The organism is Pseudomonas sp. OTU5201, assembly GCF_038440135.1.
In the GTDB taxonomy this organism is placed as follows: Bacteria; Pseudomonadota; Gammaproteobacteria; order Pseudomonadales; family Pseudomonadaceae; genus Metapseudomonas; species Metapseudomonas resinovorans.
This window is the reverse complement of record NZ_JASATC010000068.1, coordinates 1-20,173: the sequence shown is the minus strand read 5'-3', so window position 1 is coordinate 20,173 and position 20,173 is coordinate 1. Positions and strand designations below refer to the sequence as shown.

At 64.7% G+C, this 20,173-nt stretch carries 23 protein-coding genes; 15 read left to right on the top strand and 8 right to left on the bottom strand.

Annotated features, from left to right (window positions below):
* On the top strand, positions 1–575 hold a 575-nt coding region (locus AAHM40_RS26135; RefSeq protein WP_342247299.1), incomplete at its 5' end, for a glycine cleavage T C-terminal barrel domain-containing protein.
* Between the two features lie 113 nt (positions 576–688).
* The gene (lipA, locus tag AAHM40_RS26130) at positions 689–1,651 is read left to right on the top strand and encodes a lipoyl synthase (protein ID WP_342247298.1); all 963 of its coding nucleotides are present in this window, start codon (positions 689–691) and stop codon (positions 1,649–1,651) included.
* A 91-nt stretch (positions 1,652–1,742) separates the two neighbouring features.
* Here the strand turns inward: lipA and AAHM40_RS26125 are convergent, their stop codons facing one another.
* Positions 1,743–1,874: a hypothetical protein gene (locus AAHM40_RS26125; protein WP_342247297.1), complete on the bottom strand. Its 132-nt coding sequence runs from the start codon at positions 1,872–1,874 to the stop codon at positions 1,743–1,745.
* Between the two features lie 251 nt (positions 1,875–2,125).
* Here AAHM40_RS26125 and AAHM40_RS26120 point away from each other — a divergent pair, with 251 nt between their 5' ends.
* The 3 genes from AAHM40_RS26120 to AAHM40_RS26110 all read left to right on the top strand — a co-directional run bounded on the left by AAHM40_RS26120 (position 2,126) and on the right by AAHM40_RS26110 (position 5,336).
* The gene (locus tag AAHM40_RS26120; RefSeq protein ID WP_342247296.1) at positions 2,126–2,893 is read left to right on the top strand and encodes a PP2C family protein-serine/threonine phosphatase; all 768 of its coding nucleotides are present in this window, start codon (positions 2,126–2,128) and stop codon (positions 2,891–2,893) included.
* A gap of 4 nt (positions 2,894–2,897) precedes the next feature.
* Positions 2,898–4,418 carry a serine/threonine-protein kinase gene (locus AAHM40_RS26115; RefSeq protein ID WP_342247295.1) on the top strand — a complete coding sequence of 507 codons (1,521 nt, stop codon included), beginning with the start codon at positions 2,898–2,900 and terminating at the stop codon, positions 4,416–4,418.
* Positions 4,419–4,493: 75 nt separating this feature from the next.
* Entirely contained in the window at positions 4,494–5,336 is an 843-nt protein-coding gene (locus AAHM40_RS26110; protein WP_342247294.1) for an FHA domain-containing protein, read from the top strand.
* Positions 5,337–5,925: 589 nt separating this feature from the next.
* On the opposite strand, the gene AAHM40_RS26105 is transcribed toward AAHM40_RS26110, so the two are convergent.
* Positions 5,926–6,516, bottom strand: coding sequence for an NAD(P)H-dependent oxidoreductase (locus tag AAHM40_RS26105; RefSeq protein WP_342247293.1), 591 nt, complete (start codon positions 6,514–6,516; stop codon positions 5,926–5,928).
* Between the two features lie 157 nt (positions 6,517–6,673).
* Between AAHM40_RS26105 and AAHM40_RS26100 the strand changes: the two genes are divergently transcribed.
* Positions 6,674–6,988 carry a putative quinol monooxygenase gene (locus AAHM40_RS26100; protein WP_342247292.1) on the top strand — a complete coding sequence of 105 codons (315 nt, stop codon included), beginning with the start codon at positions 6,674–6,676 and terminating at the stop codon, positions 6,986–6,988.
* On the opposite strand, the gene AAHM40_RS26095 is transcribed toward AAHM40_RS26100, so the two are convergent.
* Positions 6,985–7,749, bottom strand: coding sequence for an alpha/beta hydrolase (locus AAHM40_RS26095; protein ID WP_342247300.1), 765 nt, complete (start codon positions 7,747–7,749; stop codon positions 6,985–6,987). The genes AAHM40_RS26100 and AAHM40_RS26095 overlap by 4 nt on opposite strands.
* A gap of 136 nt (positions 7,750–7,885) precedes the next feature.
* Here AAHM40_RS26095 and AAHM40_RS26090 point away from each other — a divergent pair, with 136 nt between their 5' ends.
* Complete coding sequence (locus tag AAHM40_RS26090; RefSeq protein ID WP_342247291.1) at positions 7,886–8,209, top strand: carboxymuconolactone decarboxylase family protein; 324 nt, start codon at positions 7,886–7,888, stop codon at positions 8,207–8,209.
* A 51-nt stretch (positions 8,210–8,260) separates the two neighbouring features.
* Here AAHM40_RS26090 and AAHM40_RS26085 read toward each other — a convergent pair whose 3' ends face one another.
* Both AAHM40_RS26085 and AAHM40_RS26080 read right to left on the bottom strand, forming a co-directional pair.
* The gene (locus AAHM40_RS26085) at positions 8,261–10,114 is read right to left on the bottom strand and encodes an ABCB family ABC transporter ATP-binding protein/permease (RefSeq protein WP_342247290.1); all 1,854 of its coding nucleotides are present in this window, start codon (positions 10,112–10,114) and stop codon (positions 8,261–8,263) included.
* Between the two features lie 75 nt (positions 10,115–10,189).
* Positions 10,190–11,107 carry a LysR family transcriptional regulator gene (locus AAHM40_RS26080; RefSeq protein WP_342247289.1) on the bottom strand — a complete coding sequence of 306 codons (918 nt, stop codon included), beginning with the start codon at positions 11,105–11,107 and terminating at the stop codon, positions 10,190–10,192.
* 95 nt (positions 11,108–11,202) lie between these two features.
* Here AAHM40_RS26080 and AAHM40_RS26075 point away from each other — a divergent pair, with 95 nt between their 5' ends.
* A complete protein-coding gene (locus AAHM40_RS26075; protein ID WP_342247288.1) occupies positions 11,203–11,508 on the top strand; it encodes a putative quinol monooxygenase in 306 nt (101 codons plus the stop codon).
* 14 nt (positions 11,509–11,522) lie between these two features.
* Entirely contained in the window at positions 11,523–12,371 is an 849-nt protein-coding gene (locus tag AAHM40_RS26070) for a type 1 glutamine amidotransferase domain-containing protein (RefSeq protein WP_342247287.1), read from the top strand.
* Positions 12,372–12,468: 97 nt separating this feature from the next.
* On the opposite strand, the gene AAHM40_RS26065 is transcribed toward AAHM40_RS26070, so the two are convergent.
* Positions 12,469–12,906: an Lrp/AsnC family transcriptional regulator gene (locus AAHM40_RS26065; RefSeq protein WP_342247286.1), complete on the bottom strand. Its 438-nt coding sequence runs from the start codon at positions 12,904–12,906 to the stop codon at positions 12,469–12,471.
* Between the two features lie 130 nt (positions 12,907–13,036).
* Here AAHM40_RS26065 and AAHM40_RS26060 point away from each other — a divergent pair, with 130 nt between their 5' ends.
* A complete protein-coding gene (locus tag AAHM40_RS26060) occupies positions 13,037–13,936 on the top strand; it encodes a DMT family transporter (RefSeq protein WP_342247285.1) in 900 nt (299 codons plus the stop codon).
* Between the two features lie 108 nt (positions 13,937–14,044).
* Here the strand turns inward: AAHM40_RS26060 and AAHM40_RS26055 are convergent, their stop codons facing one another.
* Entirely contained in the window at positions 14,045–14,296 is a 252-nt protein-coding gene (locus AAHM40_RS26055; protein WP_342247284.1) for a hypothetical protein, read from the bottom strand.
* Positions 14,274–14,978, bottom strand: a complete 705-nt coding sequence (locus tag AAHM40_RS26050; protein WP_137820911.1) for a YebC/PmpR family DNA-binding transcriptional regulator — start codon at positions 14,976–14,978, stop codon at positions 14,274–14,276. Before AAHM40_RS26050 ends, AAHM40_RS26055 begins: the two co-directional genes overlap by 23 nt.
* A gap of 195 nt (positions 14,979–15,173) precedes the next feature.
* Here AAHM40_RS26050 and AAHM40_RS26045 point away from each other — a divergent pair, with 195 nt between their 5' ends.
* The 5 genes from AAHM40_RS26045 (at position 15,174) to AAHM40_RS26025 (ending at position 19,926) form a co-directional block, all read left to right on the top strand.
* On the top strand, positions 15,174–16,922 hold the full coding sequence (locus tag AAHM40_RS26045) for a sensor domain-containing diguanylate cyclase (protein WP_342247283.1): 1,749 nt from the start codon (positions 15,174–15,176) through the stop codon (positions 16,920–16,922).
* A 117-nt stretch (positions 16,923–17,039) separates the two neighbouring features.
* Complete coding sequence (locus AAHM40_RS26040; protein WP_342247282.1) at positions 17,040–17,582, top strand: DUF3455 domain-containing protein; 543 nt, start codon at positions 17,040–17,042, stop codon at positions 17,580–17,582.
* Positions 17,583–17,659: 77 nt separating this feature from the next.
* Positions 17,660–18,211 carry a sigma-70 family RNA polymerase sigma factor gene (locus AAHM40_RS26035; protein WP_342247281.1) on the top strand — a complete coding sequence of 184 codons (552 nt, stop codon included), beginning with the start codon at positions 17,660–17,662 and terminating at the stop codon, positions 18,209–18,211.
* Entirely contained in the window at positions 18,208–18,921 is a 714-nt protein-coding gene (locus AAHM40_RS26030) for an anti-sigma factor (protein ID WP_342247280.1), read from the top strand. Before AAHM40_RS26035 ends, AAHM40_RS26030 begins: the two co-directional genes overlap by 4 nt.
* A 153-nt stretch (positions 18,922–19,074) precedes the next feature.
* Positions 19,075–19,926, top strand: a complete 852-nt coding sequence (locus tag AAHM40_RS26025) for a CAP domain-containing protein (RefSeq protein WP_342247279.1) — start codon at positions 19,075–19,077, stop codon at positions 19,924–19,926.
* Positions 19,927–20,173 lie beyond the last annotated feature (247 nt).

The following is a 20,173-nucleotide window of genomic DNA, read 5'->3' as shown; positions in this document are numbered from 1 at the left end:
CGTGCTACGTCAGCCGCTCCGGCTACACCGGCGAAGACGGTTACGAGATTTCCGTGCCCGTGGCCCAGGCCGAAGCCCTGGCGCGCACCCTGCTGGCCCAGCCGGAAGTCCAGCCCATTGGCCTCGGCGCCCGCGACTCCCTGCGCCTGGAAGCCGGCCTGTGCCTCTACGGCCATGACATGAGCAGCGCCACCACGCCGATCGAGGCCAGCCTGACCTGGGCTATTTCCAAGGCCCGCCGCGCCGACGGCCTGCGTGCCGGCGGCTTCCCCGGCGCCGAGCGCATCTTCGCCCAGCAGCGCGAGGGCGTGACCGGCAAGCGCGTCGGCCTGCTGCCCCAGGAGCGCGTACCGGTGCGTGAAGGTGCCGAGATCGTCGATGCCGACGGTGCGGTAATCGGCCGCGTCTCCAGCGGCGGATTTGGCCCGAGCCTCGGAGCCCCGGTCGCGATGGGCTACGTCGCGACCAGCCATGCCGCCCTGGACATCGAGGTCTGGGCTCTGGTGCGCGGCAAACGTGTCGCGATGAAAGTGGCCAAGACCCCCTTCGTGCCGCAGCGCTACTACCGCGGCTGAAGCGGGTGCACCTGTAGGAGCGAGCTTGCTCGCGAAAAAAACTTCGTGCCACTCCTTCGCGAGCAAGCTCGCTCCTACGCCCAGACCATCCTCTTGTTTTGTGGGACAGGACCATGAATTCGACAGAGACCGCCAAGATCGAAGTGGGTTTGAAACTTCGTGGCGCCGAGAAGGTGGCGCGCATCCCGGTGAAGATCATTCCCACCGAAGACATACCGCGCAAACCCGACTGGATACGCGTGGAAATCGCGGCATCGCCCGAGGTGGCGCGGATCAAGCAACTGCTGCGCAAGTACAAGCTGCACAGCGTCTGCGAAGAGGCGTCCTGCCCGAACCTGGGCGAATGTTTCTCCGGCGGTACCGCGACCTTCATGATCATGGGTGACATCTGCACCCGCCGCTGCCCCTTCTGCGATGTCGGCCATGGCCGGCCGAAACCGCTGGATGCGGACGAGCCGAAGAACCTCGCGGTGGCCATCGCCGACCTGCGCCTGAAGTACGTGGTGATCACCTCGGTGGACCGTGACGACCTGCGCGACGGCGGTGCCCAGCACTTCGTCGACTGCCTGCGCGAGATCCGCCAGCTGTCTCCGGGCATCCAGCTGGAAACTCTGGTGCCGGACTACCGTGGGCGCATGGACGTGGCGCTCGCCATCACCGAGCAAGAGCCGCCGGATGTGTTCAACCACAATCTGGAAACCGTACCTCGCCTGTACAAGGCCGCGCGTCCCGGCTCGGACTTCGAGTGGTCGCTGGACCTGCTGGAAAACTTCAAGAAGCGCGTGCCCCACGTGCCGACCAAATCCGGCCTGATGCTCGGCCTGGGTGAGACCGACGAAGAGGTGATCGACGTCATGCAGCGCATGCGCGAGCACGAGATCGACATGCTGACCCTCGGCCAGTACCTGCAGCCATCGCGCAACCACCTGCCGGTGCAGCGTTTCGTCCACCCGGATACCTTTGCCTGGTTCGCCGAGAAAGGTGCCGAGATGGGCTTCAGGAACGTGGCGTCCGGCCCGCTGGTACGCTCTTCGTACCATGCCGACCGGCAAGCCCACGGGACGAAGACCAACTGATCGACGCCAGACTCAGCCCTTGCTTGAGAGTCGGCGAAGGCGCAAAAACAACGCCCTCCATTCGGAGGGCGTTTTCACAGCGGGGGAGGGTTCACGGATTCGGCGCATGGCTGCCGAGAAGGCCGCCACCGGATTTCTTGCCGCGCTTGGCCGTGCGCTTTTCCAGAAGGGTTTTCTGGGGCTTTTTCTTCGCTTCGCGTTTTGAGTCGAGACCTTTGCTCATGGCGTCTATCTCCTAGAGAGGGTGGATGGATCAGCGCATCCCTGCCTTGAAGCGCTCAATGGCCATTACCACCTCCTGGGCTGCACGAGCCGGTTGGTTTACGGAGCCGATGAAAACAGCATAGTCGCCTTGCGGACGGCTGCATGACCTGGCAAACCCTCGATTGCTTAACACTTCATGCGCCAGGCGGTGACAGCGCCCGGCGACGGCCGCATCATGCGGGATCATCGCTGGACGGTAGTAGGAACCCCATGTCCGAGCTCCTGGGATACGCCGCGCAATCCATCGTCGGTTGCGTGCGTGAACACAACGAAGATGCACTGCTGTGCGCCCCTGAACTGGGGCTCTGGGCCGTGGCCGACGGCATGGGCGGCCACCAGCGCGGCGAAGTTGCCAGCGCTGTGGCCCTCGATGCCCTGCGCGAGGCTGTGGCCGCCAAACAGGATCTGGGCGCCGCCGTGCAGACCGCCCATCGCGCCGTGGTAGCGGCGGCATCGGGCTCCGGCATGGGCACCACGCTGGTGGCGGTGAAGTTCGACGGAGCGATGTTCGATCTGGCCTGGGCCGGCGACAGTCGCGCCTACCGTGTCGGCGTCGACGGCATCACGCGGCTCAGCCATGACCACAGCCTGGTGCAGGCGCTGGTGGATGCGGGTGAGTTGAGCCCGCAGCAGGCTCGCCGCCACCCGCAGCGCAATGTGGTGACCCAGTGCCTTGGACAGGAACACCAGGACCTTGAAGTCGGTCGTGTGAAAGACGCACTGGCGCCCGGTGAACTTCTACTGCTCTGCAGTGATGGCCTGACCGGTGAGCTGGCCGATGACGAGATCCTCGCCCAGTGTGCCCGTGCGGAAACCCTGGACGACCTGGTGGCGCAGTTGCTGACGCTGGCCTGCGATGCCGGTGGTCGGGACAACATCTCCTGCATCGTGATTGGCCTGGCGTTGTCGGAAACCACTGTGGCGGCAAACAGGTCGAATTCGTTCCTGAGCCGGTTGCTCAAATCGCGAAGATCCTGAATCCATGAACGACAATCTGCTTGATATACCCGGCTACCTCGTACACGGCCGCCTGGGCAAGGGTGGGATGGCCGAGGTCTACCTCGCTACCCAGGAATCGCTCAACCGCAAGGTCGCGGTGAAGGTGCTCGACAAACTGGACGATGAAGCCTTTACCAGCCGCTTCATCAGGGAGGCGCGCATGCTCGCCTCCCTGCACCACCCGTCCATCGTCACCATCCACGATATCGACCGTCTGCCCGACGGCCGCCACTACCTGGCGATGGAGTTCCTCTCCGGTGGCGACCTGAGCCGCTACAAGGGGCAGGCGCTGGAGCCGCTGGAGGCATTGCGTATCGTCCGGCAGATAGCCGGAGCCCTGGCCGTGGTGCACGGCAAGGGCCTGATACACCGCGATATCAAGCCGGCCAATATCCTCTTCCGTGACGACGGCACGGCGGTACTCACCGATTTCGGCATCGCCAAGGACCTGGAACTGGACAGTGAACTGACCCAGTTCAACGTTGCCGTCGGCAGCCCGGCCTACAGCAGCCCGGAGCAAGCCCAGTGCCAGGCGCTGGATGCGCGCAGCGACATCTATAGCCTGGGCGTGATCCTGCTGGAGCTGCTGACCGGCGAGAACCCCTATCGTGGTGCCAGCTACGCCGAAACCGTACTCAACCACGTGCAGATGGACCCGCCCGTGCTGCGCAGGGGGCTGGCTGACTACCAGTACCTGATCGACCGCATGCTGGCCAAGGACCCGGACGAGCGCTTCGCCGATTGCCGCGTGCTGTTGGACAGCCTGAACGAGTTGTGCGATCTCGACCTCGATTTCACCCGCATCGCGCCGGCTGTGGCCGTGAACCCGGCGAAGCAGCCGGCGGCAAACCGTCGTTACCGTGGCTTGCTCTGGGGCCTGGCCGGACTGATGCTGCTGGTCGTTTCCAGCGGTGGTGGCTACTACGTCGTACTACGAATGAAAATTGCCGACCTGCTGGAACTGGGCGAACAGCGCCTGGCTGAAGGCAAGCTGATGGCGCCGGCAGCGGACAACGCCGACTTCTACTTCCATGAAGTGCTGCGCCTGGACAAGGACAATGCCAAGGCGGGCGATGGCCTGCAGCGGGTTCTGGCCGCACGTATCGCCAACTTCCTGGTGCAGGCCGAACAGCGCCTGGCCGAGGACAACCTGCTTCAGCCGGAACAGGACAGTGCGGTGTTTTATTACCAACAGGTGCTCACCCTGGCGCCCGGCAACGAACAGGCATTGGCCGGGCTGGAGAAGGTGGCGCAGCGCTTTGTCGAACACAGCGAAGAGGCCTATCGCCGGCGCGAGTTCGCCCTGGCTCTGGAATACATCGACGCCGGCCTGCAGGTGGCGCCGACGAACCCGACTCTGCTCGAACTCCGCGCCGTTCACGAGCAGCGGGTGCGCAAGGCCAAGGCGGCGCGAGTGGCCACGGCGCGTCCAGCCAAGCCGCAGGCTCGTCAGGAAGAGCAGGCCAACCCCATCAAAAAGCTGTGGAACCGCCTTTTCAACTAACTGCCAACTCCAGCAAGGTCAGGTTGCAGGCACATGGCTATCATTGTCCGGTGCCCTGCTTCCAAGGACTCCACAATGCTCAGGATTCATTTCGCGGATAACCGTCAAGCGCCCATCTGGCTGGTGGACGAACGCTTCACCATCGGCCAGGACAGCCGCAACAGCCTGGTCCTGGCGGACCCGGAGATCAGCCTGTTCCACGCGGAAATCCGTCAGGACCACGGCCAGTACTACCTGAGCGATTGCGGCACGCCCGGCGGCACCTTCGTCAATGGCGAGCGCATCGCTGCACGTTTCCAACTGCGTTCAGACGACTGTGTGCGCATCGGCAACCTCGAACTCCTGCTGGTGGACCCGGCCAAAGCCCGACCCAAGGTCGAAGCTGCGGCGCGCTGGTACCTGCAGGTCATCAAAGGAGAGCACGAAGGGCAGAAGTACCACGTCACCGGCTCCGTCACCTTCGGTCGCTCGGTGAAGTGCGAACTGTGCTTCAGCGACCAGGAACTGTCGCGCCGGCACTGCGAGTTCTTCCTCAAGGACGATGTGCTGGAGGTCAAGGATCTGGCCTCGGCCAACGGCGTGTTCGTTAATCAGCAGAAGGTCAGCACGGCTGTATTGCAGCCTGGCGACCAGATCCGCATGGGTTCGGTAAACTTGCTGGTGATCGGCCCCAAGGTGGCGGTACCGCAAGCGGTGGACGAGGATGCCACGCTCTTCATGCCCGTCGCCCAGCTACCTAAGCCCACCGTGCCACGTCCAGTGGGGCGCCAGCCGGTGGCCAACCCGCTGCGCGCGGCGGCGCAGAAGCAGGCCGCGCCCACCGAAGCGGCGCGGCAGTCGCCGAACAAGGTGCTGATCGGCCTCCTGGTGCTGACCGTTGCAGCGGCAGCGGCCTTCGCCGGCAAGACCCTACTGTAGGGGCGAATTCATTCGCTATGTCTGCGTTAAGTGTTGCTAGAACGTCCTGAGTCAAGCTGCTTGCCGAGTTCTGCGGATGTTTCTGGTTTCGCCTTCCCAGGCGAGTCCCTTTCTCAAACGCCAGAAAGGAACCAAAGGGCTTGCCCCTGCATCCGGCCCCGGCTTCGCCGGGGTTCCCTCCCTCCATCGTTGCTACGGGGACACGGCGCGAGGGGCCATCCATGGCCCCACACGCCTCTCGCGGCATCCATGCCGCTCGTCCCCCTACACAACGATTCCGCTCGGCCTCCTGAAGGGGCGTAGTCGCTGCCCCACCTCGTCTGCTCGGTTTCAGGCCCGTGTGGGCTTCAGGATGACTCATGCCTCGCCGGCGCGAGTCACCCCTCGCCCTCTGGGAGAGGGGCGGGGGTGAGGGTTGCATCCGGCTGGCGCGGAAGCCTAGAGGGCCCGCGCTAGAAGGCTTCACTCAACGTTGCAACAGCTAACGCAGACATAGCCAATTCATTCGCCAAGGGCCGCGCAGCGGCCCCGTAGGTTAAGTAGCCCGGATGGGTTTCGCTTCGTTCAACCACACCCTACGGCCGGCCGGTCAGCCCTGAATGCCGAACACCTCGGCCAGGTGCTCTTCATAGCGCTTCACGTCGGCCTCGATATTCGGCCGCTTCATCACGTCCACGCAGAGGAAGGTGGGCAGGGTGCTCATGCCGAGGAACTGGTTGGCCTTGTGGAAGGGGAAGTACACCGCATCCACGCCCTTGGCCTCGAAGAAGTCGGTGGGGTCGTCGAACGCTTGCTGCGGCGCGTTCCAGGTCAGCGACAGCATGTACTGCTTGCCCTGGATGAGGCCGCCACTGCCGTACTTCTGCGAGGCGTCCGAGCGGGTGCGGCCGTCATTGGCGTAAAGGCTGCCGTGGCCCGCCGTAAACACTTCGTCCAGGTATTGCTTCACGATCCAGGGCGCGCCCATCCACCAGCCGGGCATCTGGTAGATCACCACATCGGCCCAGAGAAACTTCTGCACCTCTTCGGTCACGTCGTAGCCGGCGTCGATCTGGGTTTCCTTGACGTCGAAGTCGGCGCGGTCGAGGAAGGCCAGCGCGGCGTCGTGCAGGGTGGCGTTGTAGCGGCCGTCGGAGTGGGCGAACTTCTTGCCGCCGTTGAGCAACAGGATCTTTTTCATGGCAGTAGCCTCCGCAAGTTGATGTGGCGGCAGACTACCGGTCACCCCCCTGCGGAAAAATCCGCTTGGGTGCAATTGATACTTGCGTAAAAGTCATGAATCGCTATGCGTTAGTTGCGGTAGGGTTGAAGAATCACGCCATCCAGAGGCCATCGCCATGACCCAACCCTACGGTTTCATCCTTCACGCCCACACCAGGCCCGAGAGCGCCGACGCGTTCGAGGCGCTGTTCCGCGCCTACGTCGATCCCAGCCGGGCGGAGGAGGGCTGCATCGAGTACCACATGCTGCGTGATGCCCAGGACCCGAGCCTGTTCATCTTCTATGAGGTCTGGCAGAGCCGGGCCGCGCTGGAAGTCCACAGCGCGTTGCCCCACATGCGCCGCTTCTACGAGACCCGTATGGACTACCTGCGGCGCGACTTCGAGATTCGCGAGATCGAGATGCTCAGCCCATCGCCCGCCCGCGTCTAAAGCCCGCTGCGAATCAGCCTCAGGTACTCCGGCCGGCCGCCGATATCGTTGTGCCCAGCGCCGGGTATCACCTCCCGCCGTGCCACGCCCGAGCGGAACTGGGCGAATAGTTTTTCACTGCTCCAGCGCGGGATCACCTCGTCCCGTTCCGCAACTATCAACAACGTGGGCACGGTGATGACCGGGGCGTAGCGCCAGGACTCGTACCGGTCCTTGAGCATCCAACGCACTGGGTAGATGGGGAACTGGCGCTGGGCCAGTTCGAGGATGCTGTTGTAGGGCGTGACCAGCACCAGCCGCGCGGCAGGGCGCTGGCTCGCCAGCTGGATAGCCACGCCGCTGCCCAGGCTGCGGCCGACCAGCGCCACCTCGCCATGCAGGGCATTAACCTTGTCGAACAAAGCCAAGGCGTCCTCGAGAATGGCGGCTTCCGTTGGCTTGCCGGTGCTGTCGCCGAACCCCCGGTAATGCAGCAAGTAGAGGGCGTGGTCGGGGAAGGCCTCGGCGAAGTCCGGCAGGCTGCGGGAGACGTCCTCGGCATTGCCGCCGAAGTAGATCAGCGCCTTGGCGCTGGCCAGCGGACGCACGGTGACGGCTATCCGCTCGTCGGTCACCGGCAACATCAGCAACCGGTCGGGACTGCCGATGGCACGGGGCTGCGGGAAGTAGATCAGCGAGCGCTGGAAGACCAGGAGCGCCGCTCCCAGCCCGAGATAGAGCGCAACGGCTAGCAGGACAATGCCGATCAGGCTACGGGCCATGGCATCAGAGGTGTTGAGTTGCTGCGGTACATCATGGGCATGGCGCGTGTCTTCCCTGCGCGGGGTCGGGTCCATTCACCATAGTCGAGGCACGCTTGCCTAAGCTGTAAGGGCATGCCCAAGCGAGGTGGCCCCAATGGAACGCAAGCACGATCTCGACACCTACAAACGCTTCAAGAAGCAGCATCCGGCGTACTTTCAGGCAGTGGAAACCCTCGGTGCCGTGGTGCGCCAGACCGGCCCCCTGGATGAGCGCAGCCTGCAATTGATCCAACTCGCCGCCGCGGCGGCCATCCACTCCGAAGGTGCCGTCCACAGCCACACGCGCCGTGCCCTGGAAGCGGGTGCCACGCCCGAAGATATCCACCACACCCTGCTGGCGCTCACCAGCACCATCGGCTTTCCCACCGTGATGGCCGCCCTGAGCTGGGCGGGGGATGTGCTGGAGAGCAAGGAATAAGGTGCGCTCTGGCGGAGAGGGGTACCGCTGTGCGCAACCGCATCCTGAGGGCTAGGTGGTAGGCGAGCTGTCCGCTTCGGGCTCCTGCTGCTGGAGCAGCCACATCTGTGCGTAGCTGCCGCCGATGTCCAGCAGCTCGCGGTGGGTGCCTTTCTCGATTACCCGGCCGGCGTCGAGCACCAGGATCTGGTCGGCGTCCATCACGGTGGAGAGGCGGTGGGCGATGACCAGGGTGGTGCGACCGACCTGAATGCGGTCGAGCGCGGTCTGGATGGCCTTTTCCGACTTGGAATCGAGGGCCGAAGTGGCCTCGTCGAAGATCAGGATGGCGGGGTTCTTCAGCAGGGCGCGGGCGATGGCAACGCGCTGTTTCTCGCCCCCGGATAGCTTGAGGCCGCGCTCGCCCACCGGGGTTTCGTAGCCGTCGGGAAGGCGCAGGATGAAGTCGTGGATATGCGCGGCGCGGGCGGCGGCTTCCACCTCCTCGCGGCTGGCCTCGGGACGGCCGTAGCTGATGTTGTAGTAGATGCTGTCGTTGAACAGCACGGTGTCCTGAGGAACGATGCCGATGGCACTGCGCACCGAGCCCTGGGTCAGTTCGCGCAGGTCGTGGCCATCGATGCGGATGTGCCCGGCATCGATGTCGTAGAAGCGGTAGAGCAGGCGGGCGAGGGTGGACTTGCCAGAGCCTGAATGGCCGACCACCGCCACGGTGCCGCCGGGGGGAATCTCGAAGTCCACGCCGTGGAGGATCTCCCGGCGCGGGTCGTAGCCGAAGTGCACGTTCTCGAAGCGCACCCGTGGCCGGGTGGCTTGCAGCGGGGTGGCGCCCGGCGCGTCCTGCACGTCCTGGCGCTCGTCCAGCAGGCCGAACAGCCGCTCCATGTTGGTCAGCGCCTGCTTCACCTCGCGGTACATCATGCCGAGCATGAACAGCGGGGCGGACAGCTGCAGCAGGTAGGTGTTCACCAGCACCAGATCGCCGATAGTGAGTTCGCCGGCCACGACGCCAGCGGCGGCACGCCACATCATGGCCGTGACGCCCAAGGCGACGATGGAGGTCTGGCCCAGGTTGAGCAGCGCCAGGGATTTGGTGGCCTTGACCTTGGCGTTCTCCAGATGGCGCAGGTTCTCGTCGTAGCGTGCCGACTCGTGGGCTTCGTTGTTGAAGTACTTCACCGTCTCGTAGTTGAGCAGCGAATCCACCGCGCGCTCATTGGCGCGGGTGTCGGCCTCTACCGCCGCGCGGTAGTAGCGGGTGCGCCATTCGGTGATGGCGAACGTCCAGATGCCGTAGGCGACCAGGGTGGCGAGGGTGATGAAGGCGAAGCCCCAGTCGTACGCCCAGACCAGCACTGCGGTGACCAGTAGCACTTCGAGCAGGGTCGGGACAATGGTGTAAAGCGTCCAGTCCAGCAGGTCGGAGATGGCGCTGCCGCCACGTTCGACGTCACGGGCGACGCCGCCGGTGCGCCGGCCCAGGTGGAACTTCAGGCTCAGCCCGTGCAAGTGCTGGAACACCTTGAGGGTGATCTGCCGCGAGGCCCGCGCCATGACCCGGGCGAATACCACCTGGCGTAGCTCGGTGAACAGGGTGACGCCGATGCGCGAGGCGCCATAGGCCAGCAGCAGGGCAGCCGGCAGCACCAGCAGGCTGGGCTCGACATTGAGCCCATCGACGATCTGCTTGAGGGCGATCGGCACGTAGAGGTTGATCAGCTTGGCGGCGAAGATCAGCCCCAGCGCCAGGGCGATGCGGCCGGTGTAGGGCTTGAGGTAGGGCAGCAAAGTGGCGATCACGGCGGCATCGCCACGGGAGCCGGCCTTGCGCGCAATGGGAGCGGAGCCGTCGTTATTGTTACCGGTCGCGTCCTGCGGAGTCGGGTTGTCATCCAGGGCTGCCATCGCCCACCTGCCTTCTGTGATCAAGATCTGGCGACGATACTCCAGAGCCGGGTTTGGCGCGAAGCCACTCGAGGGTCAGTGCGCCATGGAATCGGCCACCTGCTGGACCTGTTTGCGGAACCAGCGGCGCAGGCGGTCGGCGTCGGTCCGTTCATGCCAGATCTGCATCACCTCGACCCGCGGCAACGCCAGCGGCAGCGGGTGCATGCGCAGGTCGGGGTCGCGATCCACGGCTTCTTCGGCCAGTGAGCGCAGGCAGGTGAGCAGCAGGTCGGTGCCGCGAATCAGCCGGGTCGGTGCGATGAAACTGGACAGCCCGGCGGCGACCCGACGGCTCAGCCCCCTGGCCTGCAGGGCCCGATCCACCAGGCCATCGAGGTCACCGGTAAGGGTAGTGAGCAGGTGTTCGCAGGCGAGGAACGCGTTCAGGTCCAGACCGTTGGCCAGGCGCGCGTTGCCTTGGGAGGCCAGGACCACGAAGTCCTCGCTCAGCAGGCGCTGCTGGTGAAAGGTGCCTGGGAGGTCGGTGTAGAAGCCGGCAATCGCCAGGTCGCAGGTCCCTTTCTCCAGCTCGTCGCGGGGGAGCTGGCCACGGGTGTTGTGGGTGACCAGCACCAGGTTCGGCGCCTGGCTGCGCAGAATCGGCAGAAGCTTTGGCAGCAGCGTCTGTTCCACGTAGTCGGTGCTGTAGAGATGGAGGCGCTCGGCGCGGCCGAGGAAGTCCTGTCCGTCGCAGAGCTCGTAGAAGGCTTCCAGCTCGCCCACCAGGCGCTGCACCTGGGGCGCAAGCTCGTGCGCGCGAGGCGTGGGGGTGAGGCCGCGAGGGGCGCGGACGAAGAGCGGGTCGCCGAACTGGTGTCGCAGCTTGTTCAGCTTGTGACTCAAGGCCGGTTGGCTGAGGGCCATGCGCTCGGCCGCCAGCGACGCATTGCGTTCCTGGTAGAGCACGTGGAAGACCTGCAGCAGGTTCAGGTCCTTCTTGGCGATATTCATTTTTTGGATGCCAGAAATAGAAGCTTTCGAATTATCGAATCTTAGTGCCTTGCCTAGGATAGCGGCCACTGACGCGCTGATATCCAGGAGACCCCATGACCCTCAGCATCTTCGCCACCATCAGCCCCAGACCCGAGCACCGCGACGCGGTGGAGCAGGCCCTGCGAGTGATGGTCGAGCGCTCCCGGGATGAGCCCGGCAACCTGCGTTACGACCTGTTCATCCGCGAGGGCGAGGTGCTGGCTTTCGACCTGTTCGAGCTCTACGCCGATGAGGAAGCTGTCGAAGCCCATCGCCAGAGTGCCCACTACCAGGCGTATCGCGCCGCCACTGCCGACTGGCTGGCCGCGCCCACCCAGGTACGTCTCGCCCGTCCACTGGATGTGGCACCGTTCAACTGATCAGGAGATTCAACATGACCAAGGTTTCCACCCTGGCGCTGGCCCTTGCCGGCGCGATGCTGGCCGGCACGGCCAACGCGGCGCCCAAGGGCGAGGTGCTGGTGCTGCTTTCCAGCGAGAACCAGTTGCCGCTCAAGGACGGCAAGCAGTACCCCACCGGCTTTTACCTCAACGAGTTTGGCGTACCCGCGGACCACTTGCTCAAGGCTGGCTACGCGCTGGTGCTGGTGACCCCCAGGGGCAACGCACCGAGCGTGGATGAACGCTCCATCGATCCGCAGTACTTCGGCGGAGACGCAGCGGAAATGAAGCGCATCCAGACGGTGGTCGAAGGCCTTCCGGGCATGAACGACAGCCTGTCGCTGCGGGAAGTACTGGCCGGTGACCTGGACCGCTATGCCGGGTTGCTGATTCCCGGTGGACACGCGCCGCTGATCGACCTGGCCAACAACCCCGAAGTGGGGGCGCTATTGCGTCACTTCCATCAGGCCGGCAAGCCCACTGCCGCCATTTGCCACGGACCCATTGCTTTGCTCTCGGCCCAGGACGATCCCGCCAGCTACCAGGCCGCCCTGGCGCGTGGCGAGAAGCCGGCGGCGAGCAACTGGCTCTATCAGGGCTACCGCATGACCATCTTCGCCGACCCGGAAGAGCAGGTATTCGAAAGCTCCCTCAATGGCGACCGCATCCTCTTCTATCCGGCCAAGGCGATGGCAGGTGCCGGCGGCGACATGGCCTACGCCACGCCCTGGAGTCCCAATGTGGTGGTGGATCGCGAGTTGATCACCGGCCAAAACCCGTTCTCCGACCATGCGCTGGCCAAGGCGTTGTTGGAGAAGCTGGGGGCGGGGAACGGCGAGTAACGCGCTACGCCGCTCTGGCAAGTTGGCGCCGGGCACCGACTTGCCGGGCGGCGTTCCTCAACGGAGCGCCGCGCGGCAAAACCTGCGGCACGGTGTTTCACGCCATCGGCGGCAGCCGTCGCTTCACTGGGGTTTTCTTGACGATGGCGGTGCTGGTTTCGGCGTGGACGTTGATGCGGTCCAGCAGCGTGTCGAGCTGTTCCATGGAGCGCACGCAGAGCCGTGCAATGAAGCAATCGTCGCCGGTCACCTTGTCGCACTCGGTGAACTCCGGAATGTCCTGGATCTTGCGTTCCACCACCTGCAACTGGCCGGGCAAGGGGCGGATGCGCACGATGGCCTGGAGCTGGTAACCAAAGGCTTTCGGGTCCACCTCCACCGTGTAGCCCGTGAGCACGCCGCGTTCTTCCAGCTTGCGCAGCCGCTCCGCGACGCTAGGGGAGGAGAGGCCGCTGATCTGCGCCAGGGCCTTGAGGGAGCGGCGCGAGTCTTCCATCAGCGCGGAGATCAGCAACTGGTCGATGTCGTCGGTCATGGCGGTCTCGTTAGGTAAACGGATAAAAGTGCCTTGATAGTAAAGGTAGATGGCGAAATGCACCTTCGCTATCGCATGGAATCGACCGCTTATGGCTCGTCATACTGTGTGCCACACAGAGGAGCCCATCATGAACAAATCAATACATCGCGGTTCGTTGGAAATGGTCGCCGCCATGCTCATCTCCGGCACCATTGGCTGGTTGGTGATGCTCTCGGGGCAGTCCGTGCTGGATGTGGTGTTCTGGCGCTGCCTGTTCGGCGCACTGACCTTGCTGGTCATCTGCGCGGCGATGGGCTTCCTGCGCCCCGGCATCCTGACCCGCGCCACCTTCCTTCTGGCGGTCCTCAGTGGCGTGGCCATCGTCGGCAACTGGGTGCTGCTGTTCGCCTCCTACTCGCGTGCGTCCATCTCCATCGGCACGGCGATCTACAACGTCCAGCCCTTCATGCTGGTCGGGCTGGCAGCGCTGTTCCTCGGTGAGAAGATCACCCTGCAGAAGCTGGCATGGCTGGCAGTGTCCTTCCTGGGGATGCTGGCCATCGTCAGCGCCCACGGCGGACAGGGTGAGAGTGGGAGCGATTATCTGGCGGGCATTGCCCTGGCGCTGGGCGCGGCGCTGCTGTATGCGATTGCGGCGCTGATCATCAAGCGGCTGAGCGGGGTGCCACCGCATCTGATCGCGCTGATCCAGGTCACCACCGGGGTGCTGTTGCTGGCACCCATGGCGAACCTGTCCAGTCTGCCGCAGGGCAGCGATACCTGGTCCATTCTGCTGACTCTCGGCGTGATTCACACCGGCGTAATGTACGTGCTGCTCTACGGCGCGATCCAGAAACTGCCGACCGCCCTGACTGGCGCGCTGTCGTTCATCTACCCGATTGCGGCGATCTTCGTCGACTGGCTGGCCTTCGGCCGCCAGCTCGAACTGCTGCAGTGGGTGGGCGTGGCGGCGATTCTCGTCGCCGCGATGGGGATGCAGCAGGGGTGGAGCTTCAATCTGCGCCGGGCTGCCCAGACCCAATCGTAGGCACCACCCGTAGGTTGGCGTAGAGCGAAACGCGGCCCAACGCATAGGCCCGATTCCCACATCGTTGGGCTTCGCTGTGCTCAGCCGCTACCTACGGGCGCGGTGCGCTCAATGCACCTCTTTCGATGCGTGGCCGAACTGCCGGTCGGCCGTGTTCAGGCGTTCCAGCTCACGGCGCACCATGTTGGCGAACGCCGAAGGCTTGAGGTGATAGAGCTCGGTGGCGACCCAGGCCAGCCAGCGCGGGCCCATGGACTCGCGCTGCGCCAACAGGCGCAGCGCTTCGTCACGGGCCTGCCCGGCATGCTCCTCGTGGAACTGCCGGCGGGTTGCCGGATCAGCTAGCTTGCAGGCCGACATAGACGTTCTGTACATCGTCGTGGTTGTCCAAGGCTTCGAGGAAGGCTTCCACTTCCTCCAGCTCGGCGCCGGACAGGCTCACCGGGTTTTTCGCCTTGTAGCCCAGGTTGGCCGACTGCACGGTGAAGCCGAAGTCCGGCAGCGCCTTGCACACGGCGTCCAGGTCGGTCGGGTCGGTGTAGAACAGGGTGGCGCCTTCGTCGTCGGCTTCGAAGTCCTGGGCACCGGCCTCGATAGCGGCCAGTTCCACGTCGGCATCGGCGCTGGCAGGTTCCGCCTCGATCATGCCCAGATGGTCGAAGTCCCATGAGACCGAACCGGAAGTGCCCAGTTGGCCCTTGCGGAACAGCACACGCACTTCGGCGACGGTGCGGTTCACGTTATCGGTCAGGCACTCGACGATCACCGGCACGCGGTGCGGGGCGAAACCTTCATAGAGGGTGCGCTCGTAGTTGACCACTTCGCCGGAAAGGCCCGCACCTTTCTTGATGGCACGCTCCAGGGTGTCCTTCGGCATGGAGGCCTTCTTGGCCTGGTGCACGGCGAGGCGCAGCTTGGGGTTCATGTCAGGATCGGCGCCGTTACGCGCGGCGATCATGATCTCTTTCACCAGTTTGCCGAAGATCTTCCCTCGGGCGTTGGCGGCGGCTTCTTTAGGTTTGGCTTTCCACTGGGCGCCCATGGTGGCTCTCTCGCAGGTTCTTGGGTAAATGGTGCCGGATTTTACGTGGGGAGAGGGGGCGGCTGCCAGCCGGCTCGTCAGTTCCGTGAAGGACCTTCGGGGAATCTGGCGTCTAATGGCCATTATGGATAGATTGCTGGTACCCAGGCTGATCAACGCCAGATGGCGCCCATGGCCCCTGCGAGCGGAGACCGAATGCAGTTGCCCAGTAGTTCCAGTGCGCCCCATAGCGCGAGCGATGAGCGATTCGACAACCTGATCCGCTTGCTCAAGAGCCGATTCGGCGTGATGGCTACCGTGATGACCACTGGCGCCGGTGGCATCCAGCAGATCCGTAGCTGCGCCGGGACGGCATGCGCCCCGGCGCTGTCAGGTGGCCTGGTTATGCTCCCCCCGTGCATTCGTGGGACTGATCCCGTGGTGATCCCCGACCTCCTTCAGCAACCGCAGGGGTGTCCGGAAGGGCTGGCGCACGCCTTGCCGGACCTGCGCTTTCTCGCCGCCTGTCCCCTGTTGGCGCCCGATGGCGTCCTGATGGGCCTGCTCTGGCTCCTGCACGATCAGCCCCGCGAACTGAATGCCGAAGAGCGGCAGGTGCTGCGAGAGTTCGCCGAATTGGCCACCGGAATACTGGTGGACCGGCTGGAGTTGGCGCGTGTTCGGGAAAGCGAGAAGCGTATGGCCTTGGCCATCGCCGGCAGCGGCACCGGCATCTGGGACCGCAATGCCTTGACCGGTGAAATCCACTACTCCACCGACTGGAAAGCGCTGCTGGGTTATGCCGATCACGAGGTGGGCAACCGCATCGAGGAAAGCTACACCCGCGTCCATCCCGAGGACCTGACCTATGTGCAGGCCAGCATCCAGGCCCACTTCGACGGCCGTACCGAGGCCTACGAGGTGGAACACCGCTTGCGTTGCCGGGACGGCCTCTACAAGTGGGTGTGTAGCCGCGGCAAGGTGGTGGAGTGGGACGAGGCAGGCAAGCCCTTGCGCATGGTGGGCACCACCACCGACGTCACCGCCATGCGCAACCTCTCGGAGAAGATGCAGCAAGCGGCGGCGCTGATGACCGACCTGACCAACGAAATTCCCGGCATGGTCTTCCAGTACCGGCGCCAGTTGGATGGCAGCGCCTTCTTCTCCTACGTCAGCAACGGCGTCCGCGAGATTTACGGGCTGGCACCGGAGCAACTGACCCGGAACGCTGACGCATTGCACGGCATCATCCACCCGGACGACCTGATGTTCTACCTCGATTCCCTGGAGCGCTCCGCCCGCGATCTCTCGCCCTGGCACCTGGAGTACCGCGTGCAGTTGCCCGGTTGCGGCCTTTCCTGGCGCCAGGGGGACGCGCGTCCCCGCCCGCTGGCGGACGGCAGCGTGCTCTGGCACGGCTTCATCACCGATGTCACTGAACGCAAGTTGATCGAGGCTGAGCTGCAAGTCTTCGCCACCACCGATTCCCTTACCCAGCTTTCCAATCGCCGGCACTTTATGGCGCAACTGGATGCCGAGCTGGCGCGCGTGCAGCGAACAGCGGGTTACAGCGCGGCAATCCTGATGTTCGACCTGGACCATTTCAAGGCCATCAACGACCGCTGGGGCCACTCCGTTGGAGACCAGGCGCTGCGGCATTTTTCGTCGATCCTCCGTACCCAGTTGCGCCGAACCGATGCCGCCGGGCGCATGGGCGGCGAGGAGTTCGCCGTGGTGCTGAGCAATGTCTCCATCGACGAGGCGCGGTCGTTCGCCGCGCGGGTGCAGGGCGAACTGTCATCTTCTCCCATTGAACATGGCGAAGAGCGGCTGGCGCTGGCGGTCAGCGTCGGTATCGCTGCGCTCCATCCCAGCGACAGCCGCGCGGAAGTCAGCCTGTCGCGCAGCGACATGGCGCTGTATCGGGCCAAGCGCGGTGGGCGCAACCGGATCGAGTGCCACTGAGCGCGTCGCCGATTGCTGAAATTTCTTCGCCGCACTGCATCCGAATGCCCGGCGCATGGGTAGTACAGGTAACAGCCAACCGGGCTGTTGACCTGAAACCCCATTGGAGGGCTGTTCATGAACGCTCAAACCTTTGTTCGTCGATTCACCACAGCATTTGCCTTCACCTGCCTGCTGACGCCCGCGCCCGGGGTGCTCGCCCAGGCCATGCTGCCAGACGCCGTAAAAGTCCCGGAGGGCAACAAGGTGGCCCTGGAAACTACGGGCGTCGGCGAGATTACCTATGAGTGTCGTGAAAAGGCGGATGCCAAGGGCCAGGTGGAGTGGACCTTCGTCGGTCCCAAGGCCGTACTGAACGATCGCGACGGCAAGCAAGTGGGCAGCTACTTCGGCCCGCCGGCCACCTGGCAGGCGCAGGATGGTTCAAGCATTACCGGCACCCAACTGGCTGTTGCGCCGTCCGGGGCGGGAAACCTGCCGTATCAATTGGTCAAGGCCAACCCAGCGACTGGCGATGGCCTGATGAAGGGCGTCAGCTACATTCAACGGGTCGCCCTGAAGGGGGGCGTGGCGCCCGCTTCCGAGTGCTCCGCCACCACCATGGGCAAACGCGAGATAGTGAAGTACCAGGCCGATTACATTTTCTGGACGGCCAAGTGACGGTCCATCCGTTCCACAGGGACCCCCGGCACAACGTCGGGGGCTCCCAGCGCGATGACACGGCAGGGAGCATCCATTTGGCCGAACCCGAATTCGACTATGACGGCTGCCTGAGGGCCTGTGCCCGCGGCGAACGCCAGGCGCTGCAGGCGCTTTACCAACAGGAAGGGGCGCGATTGCTGGGGGTGGCCCGGCGCATCGCGCGGGACAATGCCCTGGCCGAGGACATCGTCCACGACGCGTTTCTGCGCATCTGGACCCACGCTGCCCGTTTCGATCCGGCGCGGGGCTCGGCGCGGGGCTGGATCTTCAGCATCACCCGCCACCTGGCGCTCAATTTCATGCGAGACAGTACCCGCGAGCTGAGCCTGGGCGATCAGGGCGATGAGACGGCTGGCGTCTGGGACGACTTGCGCGAGAGCGTCGGGGCTTTCGAATGGAGCGCCGGCGCGGGGCGCATCTACGGTTGCCTGGATCGGCTGGAGCCCCCGCGCCGTGAATGCATCCTGCACGCCTATGTCGAGGGCTATTCCCACACGGAGATCGCCAGCAGGCTGGGTGCGCCGCTGGGCACCGTGAAGTCCTGGATCAAACGCAGCCTGGCTGCACTGCGGGAGTGCATGGGATGACCGAAGGCACCCAAGACGACCTTGAAGAACTGGCCAGCGAATACGTGCTGGGCACGCTGTCTGCCGAGCAGCGCCAGGAGGTGCAGCGGCGTCTCGCCCATGACGATGCCCTGCGATCAGCGGTGGATGCCTGGGAGCGACGGCTTCTGCCACTGACGAGCCTAGCCGAGCCCTGCACCCCGTCCGCCCACCTCTGGCATCGAATCGAACGCAGCATCGGAGAGCTGGGGCACCGCGCCGGACCTGAATCCGCCAGGGCGCCATCCTGGTGGACGCTGTTGCCGCTCTGGCGGGGGGTGGCCGGTGCCGGGCTGGCGCTTTCGCTGGTGCTGGCATCACTGCTGCTGACCCGCGCGGTACCGCCGGGCACGCCGGCCTACCTGGTGGTGCTGGTGGCCCCCCTGGACAAGTCGCCAGGCTGGGTGGTGCAAGCCAGCAGCCCCACAGAAGTCCAGTTGATCCCCCTTGGCGTGGTGGAGGTTCCGGCCGGCAAGGCGCTGGAGTTCTGGACCAAGGCCGATGACTGGCAAGGGCCGGTCTCCCTCGGGCTGGTCAAGCCGGGCCAGCCGCTACGCGTGCCTATCGACCAACTGCCGCCGCTGCAACCCAACCAGTTGTTCGAGTTGACCCTGGAGAGCGCCACCGGCTCCCCCGTCGGCAAGCCCACCGGACCTGTGCAGTTCATCGGGCGCGCGGTCAAGGTGCTCTGAGGGCGGTGGCGAAACCCCCTGTTTCGCCACCGGTGCGCCCCGTCCCCTTGTCGGTCGGTCGCATCCACGTTGTTCGCTGAATTGCCACGGGAGGTGCACAGGATGGGGTGGAATCGCGCATCATTGGGCGCAATCAGCTTGAGGGAGGTTTCCATGGAGGTCATGTCATCCGTTCTGCGCCTTGCGGCACTGCCGTTGGCGCTGGTGCTGGCCGGCACTGCGGCGGCGAACGAAGAGACGCAACTGGTCGAGTCCATCAACGCCTATCGTGGCCAGGTGCAGCCCTGCGCCGGCCAGGCTTCCATGGAGCTGCCGCCGCTCAAGCCGGACCCGCGCCTGATTCTGCCGGCCGGCAGCATTGGCGACTTGCAGCAAGCGCTCTCGCGCACGGCCTATCCGCTGGTTAATGTGCAGGCCATCAACCTCTCCGGCCCCCGTGATGCACAGGCGGCCATGAAGGCGCTGCAGGAAAGCTTCTGCCAGGTGGTGCTGGACCCGCAGTTCGTCGACGTCGGCGTGAGTCGTGAGGGCGTGGACTGGCGCATCGTGCTGGCTCGGCCGCTGCTGGCCGGTGGTCTGGGCGACTGGCAGGTGGAAGGGCAGAAGCTGCTGGAACAGATCAACACCGCCCGCACCCAGGCACGCCAATGCGGTACGCAATCCTTCGCCGCTGCCTCCCCCCTGACCTGGAACGCCACCCTGGCCGGCGCCTCCCTGGAGCACACACGTGCCATGGCCAACCAGAACTTCTTCGACCACAAGGACCGCGACGGCCGCACCCCCGGCGACCGTGCGGAGCTGGCCGGCTACACCGCCCAGGTGATCGGTGAAAACATCGCCGCAGGTCTCGATACCGCCAGCAAGGTGGTGGAAGGCTGGCTGGCCAGTCCGGGCCACTGCGCCAACCTGATGAACCCGCAGTTCCGCGAACTGGGCGCCGCCTACGCGGTGGACCCGAAAAGCGATGCGGGCATCTACTGGACGGCAATGTTCGGCTCGCCATAACCGATTCGACCTCAATGCCGTTCCCAGGCTTCCGTAGGTTGGGTAGAGGAACGAAACCCAGCAACGCCAAGTTCCAGGCTCCACGCATGAGGGGTCTTCAAGCGTTGGGTTTCGCTGCGCTCTGCGCCAACCTACAGCCAGCATGGCGCCCATTCGTAGGATGCGGTGGAGCGAAGCGATACCCATCATTCCCAGCAGCGGCAGAAACGACGACGGGGGGCGGTTGGGGGCCCGGCAGGGGGGTGAG